At 71.9% G+C, this 22160-nt stretch carries 17 protein-coding genes and 1 pseudogene; 11 read left to right on the top strand and 7 right to left on the bottom strand.

Features of this window, described 5'->3' with window-relative positions; all coding sequences use genetic code 11:
- Nucleotides 1-75: 75 nt before the first annotated feature.
- Nucleotides 76-1272: a CaiB/BaiF CoA transferase family protein gene (locus tag ACF068_RS20930; protein ID WP_392275773.1), complete on the top strand. Its 1197-nt coding sequence runs from the start codon at nucleotides 76-78 to the stop codon at nucleotides 1270-1272.
- A 136-nt stretch (nucleotides 1273-1408) separates the two neighbouring features.
- Here ACF068_RS20930 and ACF068_RS20925 read toward each other — a convergent pair whose 3' ends face one another.
- Both ACF068_RS20925 and ACF068_RS20920 read right to left on the bottom strand, forming a co-directional pair.
- Nucleotides 1409-1672 (bottom strand): hypothetical protein, encoded by a 264-nt coding sequence (locus ACF068_RS20925; RefSeq protein ID WP_392275772.1) that lies wholly within the window; start codon nucleotides 1670-1672, stop codon nucleotides 1409-1411.
- Between the two features lie 292 nt (nucleotides 1673-1964).
- Entirely contained in the window at nucleotides 1965-2774 is an 810-nt protein-coding gene (locus ACF068_RS20920) for an SGNH/GDSL hydrolase family protein (RefSeq protein WP_392275771.1), read from the bottom strand.
- 808 nt (nucleotides 2775-3582) lie between these two features.
- Here ACF068_RS20920 and ACF068_RS20915 point away from each other — a divergent pair.
- The 4 genes and pseudogenes from ACF068_RS20915 to ACF068_RS20900 all read left to right on the top strand — a co-directional run bounded on the left by ACF068_RS20915 (nucleotide 3583) and on the right by ACF068_RS20900 (nucleotide 7347).
- A complete protein-coding gene (locus ACF068_RS20915) occupies nucleotides 3583-4413 on the top strand; it encodes a glycosyltransferase family 2 protein (RefSeq protein WP_392275770.1) in 831 nt (276 codons plus the stop codon).
- Nucleotides 4410-5360: pseudogene (locus ACF068_RS20910) on the top strand (glycosyltransferase family 2 protein); the annotation flags it as partial. The gene ACF068_RS20915 and the pseudogene ACF068_RS20910, both read left to right, overlap by 4 nt.
- Nucleotides 5361-5372: 12 nt before the next feature.
- Entirely contained in the window at nucleotides 5373-6176 is an 804-nt protein-coding gene (locus tag ACF068_RS20905) for a polysaccharide deacetylase family protein (RefSeq protein ID WP_392276052.1), read from the top strand.
- A gap of 76 nt (nucleotides 6177-6252) precedes the next feature.
- Nucleotides 6253-7347 (top strand): DUF5925 domain-containing protein, encoded by a 1095-nt coding sequence (locus ACF068_RS20900; RefSeq protein WP_392275769.1) that lies wholly within the window; start codon nucleotides 6253-6255, stop codon nucleotides 7345-7347.
- Between the two features lie 80 nt (nucleotides 7348-7427).
- Here ACF068_RS20900 and ACF068_RS20895 read toward each other — a convergent pair whose 3' ends face one another.
- The gene (locus tag ACF068_RS20895; RefSeq protein ID WP_392275768.1) at nucleotides 7428-7802 is read right to left on the bottom strand and encodes a GntR family transcriptional regulator; all 375 of its coding nucleotides are present in this window, start codon (nucleotides 7800-7802) and stop codon (nucleotides 7428-7430) included.
- A gap of 72 nt (nucleotides 7803-7874) precedes the next feature.
- Between ACF068_RS20895 and ACF068_RS20890 the strand changes: the two genes are divergently transcribed.
- The 4 genes from ACF068_RS20890 (at nucleotide 7875) to ACF068_RS20875 (ending at nucleotide 11269) form a co-directional block, all read left to right on the top strand.
- Nucleotides 7875-8798, top strand: a complete 924-nt coding sequence (locus ACF068_RS20890) for a GNAT family N-acetyltransferase (protein ID WP_392275767.1) — start codon at nucleotides 7875-7877, stop codon at nucleotides 8796-8798.
- Nucleotides 8779-9279, top strand: a complete 501-nt coding sequence (locus tag ACF068_RS20885; RefSeq protein WP_392275766.1) for a DUF402 domain-containing protein — start codon at nucleotides 8779-8781, stop codon at nucleotides 9277-9279. Before ACF068_RS20890 ends, ACF068_RS20885 begins: the two co-directional genes overlap by 20 nt.
- An 80-nt stretch (nucleotides 9280-9359) precedes the next feature.
- Entirely contained in the window at nucleotides 9360-9944 is a 585-nt protein-coding gene (locus tag ACF068_RS20880; protein ID WP_392275765.1) for a hypothetical protein, read from the top strand.
- A 281-nt stretch (nucleotides 9945-10225) separates the two neighbouring features.
- Nucleotides 10226-11269, top strand: coding sequence for a lytic polysaccharide monooxygenase (locus ACF068_RS20875; protein WP_392275764.1), 1044 nt, complete (start codon nucleotides 10226-10228; stop codon nucleotides 11267-11269).
- A gap of 61 nt (nucleotides 11270-11330) precedes the next feature.
- On the opposite strand, the gene ACF068_RS20870 is transcribed toward ACF068_RS20875, so the two are convergent.
- The gene (locus ACF068_RS20870; protein ID WP_392275763.1) at nucleotides 11331-12278 is read right to left on the bottom strand and encodes an esterase/lipase family protein; all 948 of its coding nucleotides are present in this window, start codon (nucleotides 12276-12278) and stop codon (nucleotides 11331-11333) included.
- Between the two features lie 162 nt (nucleotides 12279-12440).
- Nucleotides 12441-13694 carry a cytochrome P450 gene (locus tag ACF068_RS20865; protein ID WP_392275762.1) on the bottom strand — a complete coding sequence of 418 codons (1254 nt, stop codon included), beginning with the start codon at nucleotides 13692-13694 and terminating at the stop codon, nucleotides 12441-12443.
- Nucleotides 13695-13776: 82 nt separating this feature from the next.
- Here ACF068_RS20865 and ACF068_RS20860 point away from each other — a divergent pair, with 82 nt between their 5' ends.
- A complete protein-coding gene (locus ACF068_RS20860; protein ID WP_392275761.1) occupies nucleotides 13777-15303 on the top strand; it encodes an FAD-dependent oxidoreductase in 1527 nt (508 codons plus the stop codon).
- A 75-nt stretch (nucleotides 15304-15378) separates the two neighbouring features.
- Here ACF068_RS20860 and ACF068_RS20855 read toward each other — a convergent pair whose 3' ends face one another.
- A complete protein-coding gene (locus tag ACF068_RS20855; protein ID WP_392275760.1) occupies nucleotides 15379-17313 on the bottom strand; it encodes an FG-GAP-like repeat-containing protein in 1935 nt (644 codons plus the stop codon).
- Between the two features lie 50 nt (nucleotides 17314-17363).
- On the bottom strand, nucleotides 17364-17867 hold the full coding sequence (locus ACF068_RS20850; RefSeq protein WP_392275759.1) for a hypothetical protein: 504 nt from the start codon (nucleotides 17865-17867) through the stop codon (nucleotides 17364-17366).
- Nucleotides 17868-18230: 363 nt separating this feature from the next.
- On the opposite strand from ACF068_RS20850, the gene ACF068_RS20845 reads away from it, so the two are divergent.
- Nucleotides 18231-22157 (top strand): polymorphic toxin-type HINT domain-containing protein, encoded by a 3927-nt coding sequence (locus ACF068_RS20845; protein ID WP_392275758.1) that lies wholly within the window; start codon nucleotides 18231-18233, stop codon nucleotides 22155-22157.
- Nucleotides 22158-22160: the final 3 nt, after the last annotated feature.

Here is a 22160-nt window from a genome sequence, read left to right as displayed (position 1 = left end):
GAGCCGCCCCGCACCGGGCGTCGCCCGGCCCCGAGGGGTGACAAAGGTGGTACGTACACGGTAGGTACGGCTGTCATGAGCACTCTGCCACTGCCCCTCGAAGGCATCACCGTCGTCGCCGTCGAGCAGGCCGTCTCCGCGCCGTTCGCCACCCGCCAGCTCGCCGACCTGGGCGCCCGGGTGATCAAGGTCGAGCGTCCCGGGGGCGGTGACTTCGCCCGTGCGTACGACACCGCTGCCGGCGGTCTGGCCTCGCACTTCGTGTGGTGCAACCGGGGCAAGGAGTCGGTGGCCGTGGATCTGAAGGACCCGCGCGGACTGGACGTCGTCCGCCGGCTCGTGGCCGGCGCGGACGTGTTCGTGCAGAACCTCGCGCAGGGCGCGGCGGCCCGGCTGGGCCTGGACGCGGCCACCCTGTGCGCGGCGCACGAACGGCTGGTCGCGGTGGACATCTCCGGGTACGGAGCGGGCGGCCCGTACGCGCACAAGCGGGCGTACGACATGCTCGTGCAGTGCGAGGCCGGGCTGGTGTCGGTGACCGGGACACCCGCGCAGCCCGTCAAGGCGGGCGTCCCGGCGGCCGACATCGCGGCGGCGATGTACGCCTTCTCGGGGGTGCTGGCGGCGCTGCTGCGGCGGGCGGCCACCGGGCGGGGCGGCCCGGTGGAGATCTCCATGCTGGAGTCGCTGGCCGAGTGGATGGGCCATCCCCTGCACCACGGGATGCACGGGGGTGAGGCACCGGCGCGCACCGGGGTGGCGCACGCCGTGATCGCGCCGTACGACGCCTACCCGACCGCCGACGGGGGCCAGGTGCTGCTGTCGGTGCAGAACGACCGCGAGTGGCGGCGGCTGGCCGCACAGGTGCTGCACCGGCCGGAGCTGGGCGACGACCCGGCGTTCGCGACCAACACGGCCCGGGTGGCGCACCGGGGGAGGACCGACGCGGTGGTGGCGGAGGCGCTGGCCGTGCTGGACACGGCGGAGGCGATCGAGCGCCTGGAGGCGGCGGGCATCGCGTGCGCCCGCCTCAACACGGTCACGGACGTGGCGGCCCACCCGCAGCTCGCGGCGCGGGACCGGTGGCGGGAGGTCGGCACCGAGGTCGGGCCGTTGCGGGCGATGCTGCCGCCGATCACCCTGCCGGGTGGTCCCGAGGCGCGGATGGGCGCGGTGCCCGCCCTGGGCGAGCACACGGACGCGGTGCTGCGGGAGCTGGGCTTCTCGGCGGACGGCCGTGAGGAGCTGCGGCGGGCGGGCGTGGTCGCCTGAGGCCCGGGGCGCCCCCGGCCTTCGCGGGGCCGGTGCCGCACGGCCCCGCCCCCGGCCGCCGCACGGTCACAGGCCGTGGTCGTGGCCGGGGAACGACCTGGCGCGGCGGGAGCGTGGGCGGCGGGTGCGGGAGCCGTCAGGCGTGGTTGCCGAAGAGCGAGCGACGCAGGCGGCGCAGCGGGGCGAAAAGCCTGACGCGCGCGCTCTTGCTGGTGCGGGTGTGGGCGATGTCACGCGTCGTCAACTCCCGCATGAGCAGGGTCGCTTCGGCCGACTCGCGCTGCGGGACGGCCGGGCCGCCCAGCACCGAGAGGTGGCGGTCGAGGCGCCTGCTGGTCGCGCTGCTCCCGCATGTGATGGCAGGCACCCGAGGCCTGCTGCGCACCGTTATCTGTTCCATGTCACTCCCCACCCGTACGAGGGCACCCGGCCGCTGCAGATTAACCCTATCGTCCCCGCATCACACCCGTGTATCCCGGTGGAGCGATTCACCACACATGTACGACGGTTGACGACTACCCTCCGAATGCGGCTGGTATCAGCGCGAGTTGGATGGCTTTCCGCCTGGGGCAGGACCGGGCCGGCCCGCGGCCCCGTGACCGAAGGGCCGGTCAGCGCCCCAGTGGTGACGGGGCGTTACCGACTTCGTGGGCACGGGGCCGGCGGGCGGGCCCGGTCACCGGTCGCGCTCCTTACAGCGCCGCCCTGAAGGTGGGGAGGTAACCGCCGGACTGCCCGGCGGCCGTGGGGTGGTAGGACTCGCCGATGTTGAGCCAGTTCACGCTGTGCAGCCAGGACGCGCCCGAGCAGATCTCGTGGCCGGTGAAGGCCGCGGTGACGTCGGCCCAGGCGTACCCGTGGTCGGCGGCGCGCTTGGCCGTCGCCGCGTTGAGGTGGTCGGCGCCGCTGTTGATGGCGCGGCGCTCGTTCTCGGTGAGACCGGCGAGACAGCTCCCGCCGAGCTGGTAGAAGCGGGGGTAGCCGATGACGACGACCCGTGCCGAGGGGGCCTTCGTCCTGATCGCGGAGTAGACCGAGTCGAGACGGCCCGGCAGGGTCGTGTCGACGTAGTTCTTCGCCTCGTTGACGCGGGCGATGCAGGTGGCCTCGGACTGGAGGACGCAGGTGGTCATGACGTCGGCGAAGCCGGCGTCGTTGCCGCCGATGGTGAGGGAGACGAGGTCGGTGGCGGAGGACAGGGGGCCGAGCTGACTTGCCGTCACATCGTTGGTGCGGGCACCGGAGCAGGCGGTGAACGCGAACGACGAGGGGGAGTTGGCGGCGGCCCACAGGGCCGGGAAGGCACGGGTGCTGCGCTTGCAGTTGCCACTGGAGCTGTCGTAGCTGCCGGCGCCGACTCCGGAGGAGTACGAGTCGCCGAGGGCCACGTAGTCGAGGGCCGCGGCCGACGAGTCGGCTCGCGCCGCCCCCGCCCCGGTGAGGGCGAGGACGATACCGAGGAGGAGCGAGGTGGAGAAGGCCGCGGCTCGGGACAGTTTCATGGAACCTCCCTTAGGCAGGATTTCTGCCTAAAAAGTTCGTAGCAGGATGCAGTGTCCATGCCAATAGCCGGGCGTGGCGCGCAGGTGACGTCGAGTCAAAGTCTGCTCGGCCTTGAGGGCCGATATCCGCAACTTTGGGGGCAACTCACCCGTGCGGAGTCTTTTTCGATGAGGTGTCAACCTCCCCCGCCGTCCGATGCGACGGCACCGGGGGCCGGGCGCCTGGTGCCACGCGCCGGTTGCCGGGTGCCGCGCGCCGGGTGCCGCGCGCCGGGGTGCGGTCACGGCCGGCCTTCGGGGGGCGCCGGGCCACTGACATACGCGCGTGACGCGGGGGGAATTCGGTTTCCCAGGCACACCTCCCGCCCCAATTCCCTCGTATACCCGGAAGGATTGTTTCCGCTCCATTCCCGGGAACCGGTCGCGCCCACGAGCGTCTTTGTCGCAGTCCGTCAAAGTACGGCCAAAGAAGCAAAAAGGTGAGCCGCTGTCCAGGTCTTGCCATACAGTCGCCATTATCAATACCGTCGTACATCCACCCGCACCGGTCCATCACGCAACGCGGCTCAAGGGGAGGGCTCGAGCGCCGCGAGGGAACGGGGGCGGGGCGCGGTAGGGGGGTGCCGTGCCCGGTGTCGTTTCCCGTGCCGAGGCGCGTACCGCGCACGGCCGGAACTGCCAGTTCACCCGTCCTCTACGGAGATCCGCTCCGCCGTGGGACGCGTGGGCGACAACCCCCCTTTCGAACCGGATACACAGCCGGACCGCCCGGGGGTGGGCGGTCCACCGGACGAGAGGGAAATGACCCATGAGCTCTTTCCTGCACCCGGCCGCCGGCGATGCCGTCGAATCCGACGACGGCCGAATAGCCGCCCAGTACCGGGCGATCACCTCGCACCTGGCCATCACACCGCCGGTGAGTGTGGTGATTCCCGCGATGAATGAGGCGGAGAACCTTCCGTACGTGTTCAAGACCCTGCCCGACTGGATTCACGAAGTGGTCCTCGTCGACGGGAATTCCACCGACGACACGGTCGGCGTCGCCCGGGGGTTGCGGCCGGACGTGAAGGTGGTGGAACAGGCAGGCAAGGGCAAGGGCGACGCCCTCATCAGCGGCTTCGCCGCCTGCACCGGCGACATCATCGTGATGGTCGACGCCGACGGCTCGGCCGACGGCCAGGAGATCGTGTCGTACGTCTCCGCCCTGGTCGGCGGCGCCGACTTCGCCAAGGGCTCCCGCTTCGCCAACGGCGGCGGCACCGACGACATGACGCCGGTCCGCAAGCTCGGCAACCGCCTGCTGTGCGCCGCCGTCAACGCCAAGTTCGGCGCCCGCTACACCGACCTCTGCTACGGCTACAACGCCTTCTGGCGCCACTGCCTCGACGAGATCGCCCTGGACTGCACCGGCTTCGAGATCGAGACACTGATCAACATCCGGGTCGTCAAGGCCGGCCTCCGGGTCCAGGAGGTGCCCAGCCACGAGTACGTGCGCATTCACGGCGTCAGCAACCTCAACGCCGTGCGCGACGGCATCCGCGTCCTGCGGGTGATCCTCCGGGAGAAGGGCGTCCGGCGCGCCGGGCGCCGCCGCACGGCGGGCTCCTCCGCCGGCGCGCCCCGGGTGGGGCTGTCGTGAGGGGGCGTCGCTTCTCCGTGGTGATCTGCGCGTACACCGAGGACCGCTGGGAGGACGTCCTGGCGGCCGTGGAATCCGTACGCCGCCAGTCCCGCCCCGCGCTGGAGACGCTGCTCGTGGTGGACCACAACGAGCCGCTGCGGGGGCGGCTGGGCAAGGAGTACGCGGACGCCGGGGAGGACGTGCGGGTGCTGGCCAACGCGGGCCCCCGCGGCCTGTCGGCCGGCCGCAACACCGGGATCGCCGCCGCCCGCGGTGACATCGTCGCCTTCCTCGACGACGACGCCGTCGCCGACCGGGACTGGCTGCGGTGGTTCGACGCGGCGTACGACGACCCCCGGGTGTGGGCCGTCGGCGGGCGGACCGTTCCGGCCTGGGTGTCGGGCCGGCGCCCGGTCTGGTTCCCGGAGGAGTTCGACTGGGTCGTCGGCTGCACCTACCGGGGCCTGCCCGCCGGGCGGGTCCGCGTGCGCAACGTCCTGGGCGGCAACGCCTCCTTCCGGCGCGGCGCCTTCGACGCGGCGGGCGGGTTCGCCACCGGCATCGGGCGGGACGGTGACGCGCGGCCGCTGGGCTGCGAGGAGACCGAGCTGTGCATCCGGCTCGCCCGTGCCGTACCGGACGCCGTGCTGCTGATCGACGACCGGGCGGTGATCCACCACAAGGTCCCGCCCGCCCGTGCGACGTACCGCTACTTCCGCGCCCGCGCCTACGCCGAGGGGCTGTCCAAGGCACTGGTCGCCCGGAGCGTCGGCGCGGGCCGGGGGCTCGCCACCGAACGCCGGTACACCGCGCGCGTGCTGCCCGCCGGAGTGGCGCGCGGGCTGCGGGACTTCGTGCTCGCCCGGCCGGGCGGCGCGGGCCGGGCGGGCGCCATCGTCACCGGTGCGGCGGTGGCGGCGGCCGGCTACGCACGGGGCTCACTGGCCACCCGGAGGTGCGGGTCCGCGCGGGACGGCATGAACGGCCCGGTCGCGGTGCCGATCCTGATGTACCACGCGGTGGGGCACCGGCCCGCGAGGGCCGCGTACCGGCTGAGCGTGTCACCGGAGGCGTTCGCCGAGCAGATGGGGCTGCTCGGCGAACGCGGGTTCACCCCGGTCACCACCGCGCGGCTCGGCGCCGCCTGGCGGACCGGGGCGCCGCTGCCGGCCCGGCCGGTGCTGGTCACCTTCGACGACGGGTACGAGGGGGTGCACCGGCACGCCCTGCCGGTCCTCGCCGCGCACGGCTTCGCCGCCACGCTGTTCGTGTCGACCGGCTGGCTGCGCGGCGCGCACCACGAGGGCGGCGCACCGGACACCATGCTCGACTGGGACCAGGTGCGGGAACTGGCGGCCGCGGGCACCGAGATCGGTGGCCACAGCCACACCCACCCGCCGCTGGACCGGCTCGGCGATGAACGGCTCCGGTCCGAGGCCGTACGGTGCCGGGAGATCGTCGCGCGGGAGCTGGGCACCGCGCCCGTCTCCTTCGCCTACCCCTACGGCTACTCCAGCCGGCGGGTGCGCCGCGCGGTCCGGGAGGCCGGGTTCGCCCAGTCGCTGGCCGTGGGCAACGCGCTGGCCCGGCGCTCCCAGGGGCCGTACGCGCTGCGCCGGGTGACCGTGCGGCGGACCACGGACCTCGCCGCGTTCGAACGGCTGGTGGAGGGCCGGGCGGTCGGCCGGGCCTTCGCACGGGACCGGGCGCTGACGAAGGGGTACGCGCTCGTCCGGCGCGCCGCGCGGGCGGCGGACGTCCTGGTCCGAACACGCACGTAAACGCGGCGGACGTCCTGGTCCGAACACGCACGTAAACACCGTGCGGGGAAGGCGGGTGTGCCGGATCATGGGGCGCATGTCCGCCAACCCGCATGAGGCCCTGCCGATCCGGCTCACCGTCGACGACAGCGATTCCCCCGCCGATGTCGTCGACGCGCTGTTCCTCGGGCGCTTCGCGACGGGCGAGCAGCCGTACGCGCACAGCTCGTCCATCGACCGCGTCAAGCCCGGCGCGACCCTGCTCCCACCGGGCGCCGCGGTGCTGCGCACGGCCCGCGACGACGACCGCAGCGCCACCCTGGCCGAGGGCGACGGGTGGACGCTGCTCGTCTCCCGCTGGAGCCGGGGCGCCGACGTGACCGTGACGGCGGTCGACGCCGACCTGGCCGAACGGGTGCTGAAACAGGCCACGGAGGGGGCGAAGGACGACCCGGAGCCGCAGCCGGACAACGTGACCATGGGCTTCTGGTACGTGTCGCCGCGCCGCGGCCCGCACCGCACCACCCGCCGGATCACCGCCGGGACGTGGGAGGAGATCCGGCCCAACTACACGGCGCCGGTGGCCGAGGCGATGGACCGGCTGATGAAGGTCACGCCCGACGACATCGCGGGCCGCCTGCTCCTGCTGCACGGCCCGCCGGGCACCGGGAAGACGTCCGCGCTGCGCACCCTGGCCCGGTCCTGGCGCGACTGGTGCCAGGTCGACTGCGTCCTGGACCCGGAGCGGCTGTTCAACGACGTCGGGTACCTGATGGACATCGCCATCGGCGAGGACGAGGGCACCGGGAACGGCCGGTGGCGGCTGCTGCTGCTGGAGGACTGCGACGAGCTGATCCGCGGCGAGGCCCGGCACACCGCCGGCCAGGCCCTGTCCCGGCTGCTGAACCTGACGGACGGGCTGCTGGGCCAGGGCCGCAACGTGCTGGTGGGCGTCACCACCAACGAGGACCTGGAGCGGCTGCACCCGGCCGTGGTCCGCCCGGGCCGCTGCCTGGCCCGGATCGAGGTCGGCCCGCTGACCCGCCCGGAGGCGGTGACGTGGCTCGGCACCGAGGAGGGCGTCGGCCGGGACGGGGCGACGCTGGCGGAGCTCTACGCGCTGCGGCGCGGCACCGGCCCGGCGGCCATCCCGGACCAGGCGCGCGGCGCGGACGCGGGGCTGTACCTGTAGCGAGCGGGCGGGCGCCTACCGCGGGGTGCGCGTACCGCGGGCAGTGCGGGATGCGCGTACCGCGGGTGCGCGCGGAACCGCTACCGCTCGTACACCGCCCGGAGCGCGTCCGCCACGGCCGCTTCGGCGTCGGCGCGGGTCAGGCCCAGCCGGTGGGCCTCCGCGGCGTACGCGGCGGCCGCGGCGGCCACCTGGCGGGCGGCGGCGTCACCGGCGGCGGCGACGAACGTGCCGGCCCGGCCGCGCGTCTCGATCACCCCGTCCGTCTCCAGCACCCGGTAGGCCTTGGCGACCGTGTTCGCGGCGAGGCCGAGTTCCTCCGCGAGGCCCCGGACGGTGGGCAGTTTGTGGCCGACGGGCAGCTTGCCCGAGCGGGCCTGCTCGGAGATCTGGGCGCGCAGTTGTTCGTACGGGGCGGTCGGGGAGTCCGCGTCGATGGCGATCTTCAGGGTCACGGGCACGATTGTCCCGTACGCGGGCGTAATTGGGAGGCGGCCGCCGTGGCCGCGCGCGTACCGTGCCGCTCCATGACCACGATCGTGCGTGACTTCCGGCCGGCCGACGCCGAGGCCGTGACCAGGGTGAGACGGGCCGCGCTGCCCTTCGAGGTGACGACGCCGAAGGCGGTGCTCTTCCGCGTGGCGTCGGCGAACCCGGCGGCGAGGTACCGGCTGCTGGTGGCGGAGGAGGACGGCGAGGTCGTCGGCACGGCCCAGATCGGCCTGGCGTACGAATCCGGCACCCCCGGGCTGTCGTACGCCAACCCCCAGGTGCACCCCGCGCACCGCGGGCACGGGGCGGGCGGCCTGCTGTTGCGCACCGCCGAGGAGCACCTGGCGGCCGAGGGGGCGCGGAGCGTGTACGCCTGGGTGCTGGACGAGCCGGACTGCCGGTCGTTCGCCGGGAAGCGCGGCTACCGGCCGACCCGTCCCGCGCACTTCCTGCGGCTGGACCTGGCGGGCGGCACCCTGCCGGAGCTGCCCGGGGAGCTGCCACCCGGTGTCGAGCTGCGCACCGCCGCCGCGTACGCCGACGACCCGCGCCCGCTGTTCGAGGCGGACGCGGAGGTGACGGCGGACGAGCCCAGCGACATCGGTGCCGACCTGGACGACTACGAGGACTGGCTCGCCGGCACCTGGAACCACCCCCTGCTCGACCGCGACCTGACCACGGTGGTGACGGTGGACGGCGAGGTGGCCGCGTTCACCGCCGCCCACACCGACGGGGAGACCCGCTACCACTCGGGCATGACCGGCACGCTGCGCGCGCACCGGGGCCGGGGGCTCGCGAAGCTCGCCAAGACGGACTCGCTGCGCCGCGCCCGGGCGGCCGGATACACGGACGCGTTCACCAACAACGACGCGGAGAACGGGCCGATGCTGGCGATCAACGAGTGGTTCGGCTACCGGGTCTGCGCGACGGAGGTCCGGCATGTCCGCGCGCTCGGTTGACGTCCGCCTCGTCAAGGCGGGGCGGACGAAGATCGTGTATCCGGCGGTGGTGGTCGGCGAGGCCGGATCCCGTCTCACCGTGCGCGCCCCGTGGGCGGTGGACGGGACGCGGGACTTCGGGTTCGTACGCTTCGAACCGGGTGACGTCTTCACCGAGCACTACTGGCGCGACCGGTGGTACGCGGTGAAGGAGGTCCGCTCGGGGGACGGCTCCCTGAAGGGCTGGTACTGCGACGTCACCCGGCCGGCCGTGGTCGACGCCGCCCTGGGTGAGGTGGTCGTGGAGGACCTCGACCTGGACCTGTGGGTGTCGGCGGACGGCAGCGAGGTGCTGCGGCTGGACGAGGACGAGTTCGCCGCGAGCGGCCTGGCCGAGCGGGACCCCGCCGCAGCGGCCGCCGCGCTCGCCGCCCTGGACGCGCTGGAGGCCCTGGCCCGGACGGGTGGCCTGCCGGGCGGCCTGGAGCCCGGCTCGCGGTAGGGGACGACGCGGGCGCACGGCCTCCGGCGGGGCGCCTACCGTGGGGGCGGAGGTCTTCCGCGGGGCATGAAGGGACGTACATGGGCGCCGGTTGGGCGGGGTTGTTGGTCGCCGTCGTGGGCGTGGCGGGAACTCTGGGGGCCGCGCTGCTCACGCAGAACCGCGCGGACCGCACCAAGCGGATGGAGTTGCGCGCGGCGGCCGAGCAGCGTCGCGAGGAGCGCGAGCACGCCGAGGAGCTGCGCCGGGTGGAGCTGGCCGAGCAGCGCCGGCGCGAGAACCTGGAGCGGCGGCGCGCCTGTTACATCGCGCTGAACACCGCCGCGCGCCAGTTCCTGACGTCGATGACCAGCCATCTGCACGCCCTGCGGCGCGGCGAGGACGCCGAGGTGTCCCTGGCGGATCTGGAGGCGAGCAGGCTGGCCTTCCGGGACAGTTACGCGGAGGCCCAGATGGTGGTCCCGGAGGCGGTGTTGCGCACGTGCAGCACGGCCAAGTCGCGTCTGAACGCCGCGTACGGCACGCTCCGGCAGTACGGTGCGGCGCCCGCCGCCCACCCCGGCGAACTGGCGGGCCTGGAGGACGAGTTCCACCGGGGGGTCTGGCCGCACCTGCGGGAGATGAAGCGTTCCATGCGCGCCGACCTGGGCGTCGACGACGACTAGGGCGTGCGGAGCGGGGGGCCGGCGCGCCCGGCGAGCCGAGCGGCCGGGCGGGCGGCTGCCGAGCGGCTACCTGAGCGTCTTCTTAGCATCGCCTTAAGCGGAGCATAAGGATCCTCATCAGCCGCTCGCAGGGGCCGGACCAGGCGTTTCCAGGGGCTAGTTTGGCGATCACCGGAGCTGGTCCGGACCGTCGGTGCCGAAGCCGGGGGGCTGCGCCGCCCGTCCGGGCCCGGGTCCGTAACCCCCCACATCTGTTCGTCCCCTCGAAGGAGAACGTCATCGTGACTGATCGCCGCCTCAGCAAGCCGGCAGCCGCCGCCGTCGTCCTGGGCCTCGCGCCGTTCACGCTCGCGGGACCGGCCGCGTCGCCGGCCATGGCGCACGGAACGATGACCGATCCGGTCAGCCGGGTGTCCGCCTGTTACGCGGAGGGGCCGGAGAGCCCGGACTCGGCGGCCTGCAAGGCGGCGCTGGCGGCGAGCGGTCCGCAGGCGTTCTACGACTGGAACGAGGTCAACATCGCCAACGCGGCGGGCCAGCACCGGAAGTTGATCCCGGACGGCAAGCTGTGCAGCGCCAACCGCGACAAGTACAAGGGGCTCGACCTGCCCCGGGGCGACTGGCCCTCGTCGAAGCTGGCCGCCGGCGGCCACACCTTCCGGTACAAGGCGACCGCCCCGCACAAGGGGTCCTTCGAGCTGTACATCACCAAGGACGGCTACGACCCGGCCAAGCCGCTGAAGTGGTCGGACCTGGAGGCGAAGCCGTTCGCCAAGGTGACCAACCCCCGGCTGGAGAGCGGTGCGTACGTGTTCGACGGCACCGTCCCGGCCCGGTCCGGCCGGCACCTGATCTACTCGATATGGCAGCGCTCCGACTCGCCCGAGGCGTTCTACACCTGCTCCGACGTGGTGTTCGGCAAGGACGACGGGCAGACGGGCGGCGCTCCCGCGCCGGTCGCGTCGGCACCCTCCGACGAGCAGATCGAGCAGGGTACGGACAAGTCGACGGTCGACCACGGCGGGCACGGCGGCGACGACCACGGCGCGAGCCCCGCGGCGCCCGCGAGCCCGGCGGGCTCCACCGCCCAGGAGTCCGGGCGGCCCGAGCAGGCGGACGCGACCGCCCAGGCCGAGCAGGCCGGCACGCTCCAGGCCCAGGGCGCCGGGACCCCTTCGCCCGTCGCCGCCGCCGCGAGCGGGGCCGACCTCGCCGAGACCGGCGGCAGCGGTGCGACCCCGTACCTGGCCGCCGGTGGCGCGGCCGTCCTCGCGGTGGGTGCCGCCGTGCTGTTCGGCAGCGCCCGCCGCAGGTCCACGCGCTGACGACCGGTCGCATGCGGGAGGGGCCCGTCCGGATCCGGACGGGCCCCTTCGCGTCGTTGCGTCAGCCGACGACGGACGCGCAGGTGGTGGGCGTCGCGTGCGCCGGGTCCAGGGCGTTGACGACCTCGTGGTACGCGATGCGGTCGAGCAGGCCGATGGCCACGTGCTCGGAGAAGTCCAGCGGGCACAGGTCCTGGAGCAGGACGTTGCGGACGCCCGGCCCGTCGAGGAACTGGGAGCGGTACGGGGTGACGACCTCCTCGTACTTGGTGGCGATGACGGTGTAGCGGACGCCGGGCACGGTGTCGCCGCCCTCGTTGAGCTTCTGGAGGAACGGGGAGCCGGCCACCTGGTCGGCGAGGCCGGGGGTCTTGGCGCTCAGCAGGTCGGCCGCGCCGGGGAAGTACGGCAGCAGTTCGGCCAGGCCGAGGAGCGTGGTGCCGTGGTTGTCGGGGGCGATGCCGACCAGGGCGTTCACCTTGTCGGCGCCGCCGAGGAACTTGAGGTAGTGGCGCGGCATCATGCCGCCCTGGGAGTGGCCGACGAGGTCCACCTCGGCGGCGCCGGTGGCGGCGAGGACCTGGTCGACGTAGGTGTCGAGCTGTCCGGCGGACGCGGCGATGGGGCCGAGGCCGTGGAAGAACGGCACGCCCGGCAGTTGGCCGTAGTCGAGGGAGAAGACGCAGTAGCCGCGCCGGACCAGGTAGGGGGCGAGGGAGAGCCAGTTGTCGACGGAGTTGCCGAAGGTGCCGTGGACGAGGACGACCGGGCGGGGGTGGGCGGCCGACGGCCGGCAGGTGTAGTCGTTCCAGCCGCTGCTGGGGGCCGAGGCCTGGGCGGCGGAGGCGGGCGCGAGGGTCGCGGCGACGGCGAGCAGCAGGACGGCGGAGGCCCTGAGCGCGCGGCGCAGGCGCGAGGTGCCGCGTGACGGGGTGCGGGCGGACCCGGGTGAGGGGGTGCGGGTGGCGGCGCGGGCGTGTCTGCGGAAGGGCGGGCGTGAGGGCAGCATCGAGTGGTCTCCTCGCGGCTCAAGGAATGGGGATGGGGCGATGGCGGTACGCCCTGTGGCCCGGACCACTGGTGGGGAGGCACGGCAGTTATGCCGTGCTCATGCCAAGCTACGCACGGGTAGCGGCAACAAGGAAGTTACGCGTCGGTAAAAACTGACGTCCTACCACCTCACCGGCAGCCGCAGCGGGAAGCGCCGGATCGTCTCCGTGTCCCACCGCACCTGTCGCGCCGGGACCGCGAGCCGCAGTCGGGGGAACCGTTCGGCCAGGGCCCCGACCGCCACCCGCAGCTCCGCCAGCGCCAGGGGCGCGGCCACGCAGTGGTGGCCGCCCCAGCCGAAGGTCATGTGGGGGTGGGCCGGCCGGTCCGGGTCCAGCTCATGGGGGTCGCGGAACACCGAGGGGTCCCGGTTGGCCGCGAGGTACGACACATGGACGAAGTCGCCCGCGCGGATGAGGACGCCCTCCACCTCCACGTCCTCCAGCGCGACGCGCGGGATGCCGACGCCCTTGCGGAACGGGATGAGACGCAGCAGCTCGTCCAGCGTCCCGGGCAGCCGCGCGGGGTCGCGCACCAGCTCCTCCCACCGGCCGGGGCGGGTGAGCAGGGTGTAGACGATGTTGCTGATCTGGCAGGTGGCCGTGTCGTTGCCGCTCAGGATCAGGGTCACCGCCAGGACCGCCAGTTCGCGGTCGTCCAGGGGCCGTTCACCGTCACCGGCGTGCGCGGTCGCCATGGCGCTGATGAGGTCGTCCCCCGGGGCCCTCCGCCGCCGGGCCACCAGGTCGGTGAAGTGGTCGCGCAGGAACCGCTTGGCGTCCGCCGCCGTCCGCCGGGCCTCCGGGGCGGTGGCCAGCATCTCGTGCGTCCGGCGCAGCAGCAGCGGCCGGTCGGCCGGGGCCACGCCGAGCAGCTCGCAGATGGTGTGGTGCGGCAGCCGGGTGGAGAGGTGGTGGGCCAGGTCGGCCGGCGGGCCGTGCTCGGCCATCCCGTCCAGCAGCCGGTGGGCCACCCGCTCGATGGCCGGCCGCATGCGCTCGACGTTCCGCTTGGTGAACGCCCGCGCGGCGACGCGGCGCAGGCGGCCGCTGTGCGGCGGGTCCAGCACGTTGACCGACTCCGGCGACACGATGGGCTCCGGCGTCAGCCGCGGATAGTCCCGGCCGACGATGGCCGCGCGGCTGAACCGGGGGTCGGTGGTCACCCGCCGTACCCCGTCGAAGCTGGTCACCAGCCAGGCGTCGGCGTCGCCGTAGGGCAGCCGGACGCGGCTCACCGGCCCCCTGGCCATGAGGTCAGCGAGCACCGGGTCGAAATCGAGGGCCTCGCTGAAGTCGAAGGGACAGCCGACGGCGTCCGGCCATGTGGGCGGATGTGGCCGGCCACTCGACGCGGGTGACTGCTTCAGGGGCATATTCCACATATGCCGCATCTTCCGGCAGACAACCGTTCCGTGCACTCCCAGGCCGTGCCCGCACGGCAGAAAGCGGTGAGAGATGCCCACCGACCCGCACACCGCCGCACCGCGCCGAGGGGCACCGGTGCACGGCGCCGTGGACGTCCTGGTCGTCGGCGCCGGCCCGACCGGGCTCACCCTCGCCTGCGACCTGGCCCGCCGGGGCGTCCGTACGCATGTCGTCGAGGCGGGCGAACGGCTCTTCGGGGGCTCCCGGGGCAAGAGCCTCCAGCCCCGCACCCAGGAAGTGCTGGACGACCTCGGGGTCATGGCGGAGCTCCGGTCGGCCGGCGGCCCGTTCCCGCCCATGCAGACCTGGCGGGACGGCCGCCGGGAGGGCACCTGGCGGCTCCTCGAACGTGACCCCGGGGCGCCGGTGTCGGGGTATCCCGAGCCGTGGCTGGTCCCGCAGTGGCGTACCCAGGAGATCCTCCGCGACCGGTTCCTGGCCCTGGGCGGGACGGTGGAGTACGGAACCCGGCTGACGACCCTGCACCAGGCGGAGCGGCACGTGCTGGCCGAGCTGGAGCACGCCGACGGCGGCCGCCGGACACTGACCGTGCCGTACCTGGTCGGGTGCGACGGCGGGCGCAGCACCGTGCGGGAGGCGCTGGGCGTCGCGATGAAGGGCGAGGAGGGCGGGCTGCGCCCGGCCGTGGTGGCGGACGTGCGCGTCCGGGGCCTGGACCAGGACCACTGGCACATCTGGCCGGACGGCCCGGGCGGCGGGGACGCGGGCCTGCTGCTGTGCCCGCTGCCCGGCATGGACGCGTTCCAGCTCAACGCCCGCGCGGACGGCGAGGAACGGGAGCTCACCGAGGACGCGGTACGGGAGCTGGTCGCCACCCGCACGCACCTGCCCGCCGACGCGGTCACCGACGTGCTGTGGCACTCGTACTACCGGCCCCGTACCGCGCTGGCCGAGCGTTTCCGGGACGGGCGGGTGTTCCTCGCGGGCGACGCCGCGCACGCCCACCCGCCGGGCGGCGGGCAGGGGCTGAACATCGGTGTCCAGGACGCCTACAACCTGGGCTGGAAGCTGGGACAGGTGCTGCGCCACCACGCCCCGGACGCGTTGCTGGACAGTTACGAGGCAGAGCGCCGGCCCGCCGCCGCGCACGTCCTGGAGCTCAGCTCCCGGCTCTACCGGGCGGGCCGCAGCCCGGACGGGGGTGACGAGCAGGCACGGCACCGGGGCCGGACCACCCACCTGCTGTCGGTCCACTACCGGGACAGCGCCCTGAGCACCGAGACCCGCGAACGGCTCCCCGGCACGGCCGTCCAGGCGGGCGACCGCGCCCCCGACCTGCCGTGCTCCACGGAGGGCGGCGGTACGCGGCGGCTCTTCGAGCTGCTGCGGGGCCCGCACTTCACCCTGCTCGTGGTGGACCGCACACCACCCCGGGTACCGCCGGCCGTCGTCACGCACCGGGTGGCCGGCGGCGCCCTGGCGGAGGAGCTGGGCGCGGGACTGTTCCTGGTCCGCCCCGACGGCCACATCGGCCTGGCCACCCAGGACCCCGCCCACCTCGACCGCTACCTGGCGAAGACCGGCCTGGCGGACTAGCTGGCCGCGGCTGCTCCGACGGCCCCGGCGCCGTCAGCGGGTACCTCCCGCGGTGGCGCCGGGGGTCACTGAGCCTCAGCTCGCGGTGGTGAGAGAGACGTTGTCGAGGGTGATGGCGGTTTTGGCGGGGTTGCCGCCGATCTCGAAGTTGAGGGACCCGGTGGTGGTGTCGATGGTGGAGGTGAAGGTGTAGGTGTACCGCTTGAGGCCGGTGCCGAGGTCGACGACCTGGTCCAGGGTGGAGGTGTAGGGCTCTTCGCCGAGCTGGACGATGGCTCGGATCCGGGCGGCGGCCGATGCCTTGGCGTCGAACGTCAGGGTGTACGTCGCCCCCTTGCGGAGGGCGAGACCGTTCTGTCCGGCGATGGCTTCCCAGGAGGCGGTGGTGTCCGCCTCGACGGTGGCGAGCAGCGTGCCGTCGGCGTGGACGACGGAGGCGCGTTCGGCGGCCCACCACTCGTCGACGTTGGCGCTGAAGGTGCCGTTGCGGATCAGGTTGGTGTAGTGGACCGGTCCCGGGGTGACGACGGGGGCGGTGAAGCCGCTGTTGCCGTTGCCGGGGTAGGCGTAGATGCTGCCATTGGTGTGGAGGGCGATCAGGTCGCCCTTCTTGTCGCCGTTGAAGTCGGCGGCGGAGACCAGGCGCATGTTCTGCCAGCCGTCGCCGTTCTTCTTCGCCCCGTGGAAGGTGCCGTCACCCTTGCCCGCGTACATGTACAGGGCGCCGCTGTTGTGCACGGCGTAGATGTCGGCCCGGGCGTCGTTGTTGAAGTCTCCGGCGACCAGCACGCGCATGTTGGACCAACCGGAACTGGCCACGACCCCTGCGGCGAAGTTCTTCCCGTTGCCCGCGTAGAAGAAGAGGTGGCCGTTGGTGTGAATGGCGGTCAGGTCGCCCTTGTTGTCGCCGTTGAAGTCGGCGGCGGCGAGCAGACGGATGCCGCCCCAGCCACTTCCGGCCACGGAGGACCCGGTCACCCCGTTCTTACCGTTGCCCGAATACAGGTAGAGATTGCCGTTGGCGTGGGCGGCGAGGATGTCGGCCTTGCCGTCACCGGTGAAGTCCGTGGCGGCCAGCAGGCGCATACCGCTCCACTTGCCCTCGCTGACCTTGACACGATTACCGAACTTGCCCTTGCCATCCCCCGGCTGGACGTAGAGGTAGTCGTCGGCGGCATCGATCGTGAGCAGATCGGCCTTGCCGTCACCGTTGAAGTCGGTGGCTGTCATCAGCTGCGACCATGACCGTCCTACCGTGGTGGCGACCCAGTCGGCCACATCGTCCGTACGCGTGGCAACAGCGTCGGTGCGGGTCTCGGTCTCCCCCACACACCCGCCCTGACGCGACCGGGTGGCCACACCCACCAGCTCCACACGGCCCTCGGCCTCCCGCAGCAGCGGGGCACCGGTATCTCCCTTGCACAGGGCGTCGTTCCCGGTGACGCCGGTCAGGGTGAGCTCCGTGTCCGACACGGTGCCGGTCTTCATCGACGCGGTGTGGGCCGTGCCGGGCACCCATTCGGTCCTGGTCCGGCCGAACCCGACCGCCTGGACAACGTCCCCCTCTCCGGCCGGGGAGGCGGCCAGCCCGACCGGCGCCATGCCGGTGGCCGGCGTCGCCAGGCGCGCCATGACCAGATCGCGACTGGGTGACGGAACCAGCTCGACGACCTCGGCCGCGTGCCCGCCCGACCCGGTGAGGGAGCCGCGCCCAACCGTCGCGGTGGTCTTGAGGGCCGGCTTGCCCGGCGCGACGTTCGTGGGGGCCTTGAGGTCTGTGGCGAAGCACGCCGCGGCGGTCAGCACCCACTGACTGTCGACCAGGGTGCCGGAGCAGGAACGGGCGGTGTCGCCTTCGCCGATGTGGAGACGGGCGACGGATGCCTTGGCACCGAGGGAAGCGTCGGCACCAGTGGCTGCCAGGGCAGGGGTGCCGGTGAGCATGGTCGAGGTCCCGGCAGCGGCCAAGGCCATGGCGAGTACGACGGGGCGCGTGCGTGTACGGAGCACGGTGGGAATCTTCCTTGGAGTAGGACGGTCGGTGACTGCGGTCGGCGCCATCAGCCGGTGACGCGAAGTTCGACGAGTACCGAGCGCGGCCCCTTGTCGACGCCCTCACCCAGAGCCTTGTAACCATTGGCCGCCGCCTCGACCGTTGTCTTCTTGCCGTCGGCGGTGACAGTCGCCTGTACCGGATGGTCCTCAGTCCAAAGACCGAAGACGTCGGGCAGTTCGAGGGCCAGATAGCCTCGCGCCGCATTGACGTCGAAGCAGTAACTCTTTTGCCCCGTACGCGACTTGACCAGGATGTCCGGAGTGCCCTCGCAGGTGGTCAGCGTGATGTGACCGTCACCACGTCGCAGCATGATCTGCTGGTTCTGCTCGATTTGAGCGGCGCCGGGATACGAGAAGTCCTCCACCACCCACGGCAGGTCAGCGGCCGCAGCCGGCTCCGCCTTCTGCGGCGCGGCGCTTACGGCGCCGAACGCCGAAATTCCGCCAACCACCGAAAACACGCCAATAAGACCGCTCAACGCAGCAATGCGAACGCGGGATATCGCCACAGTTCCCCCTGAGGCTCGATACAGCAGGCGTGAACTCGCCTGCACAAGTTACACACAAGTAGAACACATGTATGGTGCTCTACACGCAAGTCGCCGGAGTGGACGCTGCCTTGCAACACTCCCCCCGCGAACCGGCCTGCATATGAGCCCGGTTGACCTTGTGACCAGCCAGTGGACGCACCTCAAGAGGCGATCCGCCGGCAAAGGTTCGACATGCGCGTCATTTAGTTGAGAATCAAACGAGGGGGAGTCGGTCGAGTGAACCGACACACATTCCTTCCCGGAAGGGGAGAACCCGGAAGGCCGCCTGGTAGAACGGCAAGGCAGTGGCGGGGCATCGTCAGCGCCGCGCTACCCATCGCCATGCTGGTGGGCGTACTGGGAAGCGCACCTGCGTCCGCCGATGACGACCCGGCTGATGCCGCTTTCGATCGCAGCCTGGTCGTCGACTACTGGCAGACCGGCGGTTCGGGAATCAAGGAGGCCGCGGAGCGATCTCTGTTGGGTTCCGACGAGGACATTCGCGCATTCCTCGACAAGGCGCCCGAGATCGAGTACGACGATGACTACGTCGAGGCCACCCGCATCTTCAGCGTTGGCGGGGTGGCTGTTCGGGAGGCCACGAAGAAGGCACTGAAGGGCACCCCGAGGCAACTGCGTGCGTTCCTGTACAGCGGATGGAAGAAGCCGCTGGAGGAGGACCGTGAAGTCGAGGCTTCCCGTGTCATCAGTGTGGGTGGCGTCGGCGTGCGGGAGGCCGGCGAGGCGGCTCTGAAGGCCGGTCCCGAGGCTGTCGCGAAGTTCCTGGAGACGGACCAGTACGAAGCCAGGGAGGTCGACAACGAGGTCAGGGTTACCCAGCTGTTCAGCGTTGGCGGGCCGAACATGCAGGCCGCCGCGAAGGTCGCTCTGCGGGGTACGCCTGACGACATCGTCGAGTTCCTGGAGGTCGGGCAGTTCGTCGCCCGCAACCGCGACCAGGAACACGCCACGATCGCGCAGCTGACGGAGCAGGCCAAGCAGGCCGGCATCCAGGCCGGGGAAGCCACGCGGAAGTCCGAAGCGGCATCCGCCCGAGCCGTCGCCGCCTCCCAGGCCGCCAAGGAAGCCGCAGCGAAGGCGGCACGGGAAACCGCCGCGGCCGGCAAGGATGCCGGTGTCGCCGCGTACAAGGCCGAACAGGCCGCCGCGTCCGCGCGAGCGGCGGCTGCCGCAGCACGGACGGCGATCGGTGCGGCCAGCGCCGCCAACAGGGCCGCGCGCACTGCGGCGCTCAGCGCGGCGCAGACCGCCAATGCCGCGGCTGCAGCGGCCACTGCGGCCAACGACGCCTACACCGCGGCGATCGCCGCGGCCGATAACGCCAGCAAGGCGGAGACCGCGAAGAAGGCCGCGGCCAACGCCCGCGCCGCGGCGCTCCTGACCCGCACATCAGCCGCCGCGGCCGAGCAGGCCCGTACGGCTTCGTTGGCCGCCATCAACGCGGCGGACGCCTCTCGGAGCGCCGGAGACAACGCCAACGCGGCCGCGAGCTCGGCCGAGGAGGCCAACCGGCACGCCGAAGCGGCCGGTGTGCACTCCGCCGCGACGCGCAACGCCGCGGCCGAGGCCCGTCGTCACGCCGGTGTCGCCAACCGCGCCGCGGACAGTGCCACCGCCCTGGCCCGACGCTCCGCGCAACAGGCCCTTGAGGCCCGCGACGCGGCGAACTCCGCCGCCGACCACGCCGAGAAGGCCGCCGAGGCCGCCGACCTGGCGGTGAAGTACGCCGGCCAGAGCGCGACCGCTGCGGCTGATGCGCGCAAGTGGGCCACTGCCGCGAAGGTCGCAGCCGACGCGGCGAGCAACGCCGTGAAGTCCGCGAAGAAGGTGCACCAGCTCGCTCTCGACGTCGAGACCCAGGACTTGGCCATCCGCAAGGACGCGGCTCTGGAGCAGGCCCGTAGCGAGAAGAGCCAGACCGAACGGCTGATCTCGGCGTCCGCGACCGTCGCCCGCGACGCCCGCGCTCTCGACACCACCGCCCAGGCCCTGGCCGCGGAGGCGGCCAAGCCTGACGCGGACACCGCAGCCATCGCCGCCAAGGGCCGCAAGCTCGCCATGGACGCCCTCAAGCTCCGCGGCCCCTGGCACCAGCAGGCCGCCGCTGCCGCACTCGGCGGCTCGGACGCCGACGTCCTGGAATACCTGCGCAGCGGATGGAACAAGGCGAATCTGGACGAGACCCGGGACAAGGTCCTCCAGCTCAGCGTGAACAGCCCCCACCCCTCGATCCGGCAGGGAGCGGTCGAGGCGCTCAAGGGCAACCCGCAGCAGATCGCCGACTACTACACGACCGGTCAGTACGTCGTCGGCGAGGACGACCTGGCCGTCGCCGTCTCCAGGATCCACAGCACCGGCGGAGTCAGCGTCAAGGAGGACGCCGAGAAGGCCTTGGCCGATGGCAGGGGCAAGGTTCTGGCCACCTTCCTCGAAGTCGGCCAGTACCCCGCCCGCATCACCGACGAGGAGGTCATCGCCAGCAGGCTCATCAAGAAGGACGACAGCGAGCTCGAGGCTGCCGCCCTGGCGGCTCTCGCCGGCACCTCGCAGGACCTCCACGAGTTCGTCACCGTCGGCCAGTACACCGCCGCACGCAAGGACGCCCTCACCGCCCACCACCGCGCACAGATCGCACGGATCCTGGCCGAAGGCGAGATCATCGCCGCCAAGGCCCAGATCAACCGCTGGCGCGCCGCCGAAGCAGCGGCCAGGGCGAACAGGGCCACCGACGAAGCGGAGAACGCCGCCACCGAGGCCAAGAAGTCCGAGATTCTGGCGAAGGGCCACGCCGCCGACGCCAAGAAGTCCGCCGACGACGCCGCGGCCAGCTCCGCCTCAGCCAGTAAGTCCGCAGCCACCGCGCGCCAAGCGGCCGCCGCCGCCGACCGCGACGCGGACGCCGCCGAAGCAATGGCCGCACAGGCCGAGTTCTCCGCCGGCTACGCGCGCGATTCCGCCAGGAAGGCAGATGACGCCGCTGCCCGGGCGCGCGCCTCAGCCGTCGCGGCCGGCAAGAGCAAGGCCGAGGCCGAAGCCTCTGCGACCCTGGCCTGGCTTGAGGTCCAACGCAAGCGCGAGGCAGAGATCGCCGAAGCCAAGCGCCTGGCCGAGGAAGCGCAAAGGGAGAAGGCTAAGCAGGAAGCGAAGAAGAAGCAACCGCGCTGCACCTACCGTGAGGGGGCAGTCAACTACTACCCTGCCACCTGCAACGGTCCCTACGAGGACATCGAATTCCGCGACGTCGTGTCAGCCGTCGGCAAGGGCGCATGGGAATTCTCCGGTGCCGCCGACATCGAAAGGTGCATTAAAGAACCTACTTGGGGCGGCTGCACCATGGCAGCCGTGGGTGTCTTGCCAGTAGGCAAGATCAAGGCGGTCAAGAAGGCCGCCGACAAGCTCGAAGAGCTCATCAAGAACACAAGGGCGGGACGGGAAGCCGCCAAGTGCGCCAGGAAGGTGAGCAAGGACAGCTTCCCGGCAGGCACCCGCGTGCTCATGGGCGACCGCACCATACGCCCCATCGAACAGGTGAGCGTCGGTGACTACGTCCTGGCCACGAACCCTGAAAGCGGAGCCACAGGGCCCCGCCGCGTCGATGCAACCATCTACACGCCGGACGATCGGGACTTCACTGACATCACCCTCAGCCAGACCGCCGGCGGTGGTTCCCTCACAACAACGGACCACCATCCCTTCTGGACGGACAACGCCAAGCGTTGGAAGAACGCTGCGGATCTCACTCCTCAGGACGTGCTACGTACTTCTGATGGCGCGTCGGCACGTGTCGGCAATGTTCGCCACTGGTCCGGACTCGCTCCTGCCTACAACCTCACCGTCAATGACCTGCACACTTACTATGTACTGGCGGGGGCCACACCAGTCCTCGTTCACAACTGCAATGGCAGGGATCCCGTCAATGGGGGGCTCGATGACGACACCTACGACCGAATAGATGGTGCGCACGGCCCGGATATAGCCGACGGCGTCGATTACCAGGTGCAGAGGATGCACGACAGAACCCCCACTGCAGCAGATCACGATCTTCCTGGTATCGGACATGACCCTGACGCGTTGGCTTCCTACTTTGCGTCATGGCGAGGCAAGATGACGCATACGGATACTAGGACTGGATCTCGTGTGGCATACGACTCCAGTCGAGGTGTGCTGATTGTGACAACTAGCCGCAACATCCACGGTTTCAGGTACAGTCAGGGCGCCTTTGAAAGTGGGAGGTATGTGACGCCATGAGGG

The organism is Streptomyces sp. NPDC016309 (assembly GCF_043077235.1).
Taxonomy (GTDB): domain Bacteria; phylum Actinomycetota; class Actinomycetes; order Streptomycetales; family Streptomycetaceae; genus Streptomyces.
The sequence above is the reverse complement of the archived record's forward strand: the minus strand, read 5'-3'. Positions and strand labels throughout refer to the sequence as shown.

Bases quoted from the DNA above. Each gene is read 5' to 3' on its own strand.
- ACF068_RS20930 (WP_392275773.1), top strand. From the start codon at position 76: ATGAGCACTCTGCCACTGCCCCTCGAAGGCATCACCGTCGTCGCCGTC.
- ACF068_RS20925 (WP_392275772.1), bottom strand. From the start codon at position 1,672: ATGGAACAGATAACGGTGCGCAGCAGGCCTCGGGTGCCTGCCATCACA.
- ACF068_RS20920 (WP_392275771.1), bottom strand. From the start codon at position 2,774: ATGAAACTGTCCCGAGCCGCGGCCTTCTCCACCTCGCTCCTCCTCGGT.
- ACF068_RS20915 (WP_392275770.1), top strand. From the start codon at position 3,583: ATGAGCTCTTTCCTGCACCCGGCCGCCGGCGATGCCGTCGAATCCGAC.
- ACF068_RS20905 (WP_392276052.1), top strand. From the start codon at position 5,373: ATGAACGGCCCGGTCGCGGTGCCGATCCTGATGTACCACGCGGTGGGG.
- ACF068_RS20900 (WP_392275769.1), top strand. From the start codon at position 6,253: ATGTCCGCCAACCCGCATGAGGCCCTGCCGATCCGGCTCACCGTCGAC.
- ACF068_RS20890 (WP_392275767.1), top strand. From the start codon at position 7,875: ATGACCACGATCGTGCGTGACTTCCGGCCGGCCGACGCCGAGGCCGTG.
- ACF068_RS20885 (WP_392275766.1), top strand. From the start codon at position 8,779: ATGTCCGCGCGCTCGGTTGACGTCCGCCTCGTCAAGGCGGGGCGGACG.
- ACF068_RS20880 (WP_392275765.1), top strand. From the start codon at position 9,360: ATGGGCGCCGGTTGGGCGGGGTTGTTGGTCGCCGTCGTGGGCGTGGCG.
- ACF068_RS20870 (WP_392275763.1), bottom strand. From the start codon at position 12,278: ATGCTGCCCTCACGCCCGCCCTTCCGCAGACACGCCCGCGCCGCCACC.
- ACF068_RS20865 (WP_392275762.1), bottom strand. From the start codon at position 13,694: ATGCCCCTGAAGCAGTCACCCGCGTCGAGTGGCCGGCCACATCCGCCC.
- ACF068_RS20860 (WP_392275761.1), top strand. From the start codon at position 13,777: ATGCCCACCGACCCGCACACCGCCGCACCGCGCCGAGGGGCACCGGTG.
- ACF068_RS20845 (WP_392275758.1), top strand. From the start codon at position 18,231: ATGCTGGTGGGCGTACTGGGAAGCGCACCTGCGTCCGCCGATGACGAC.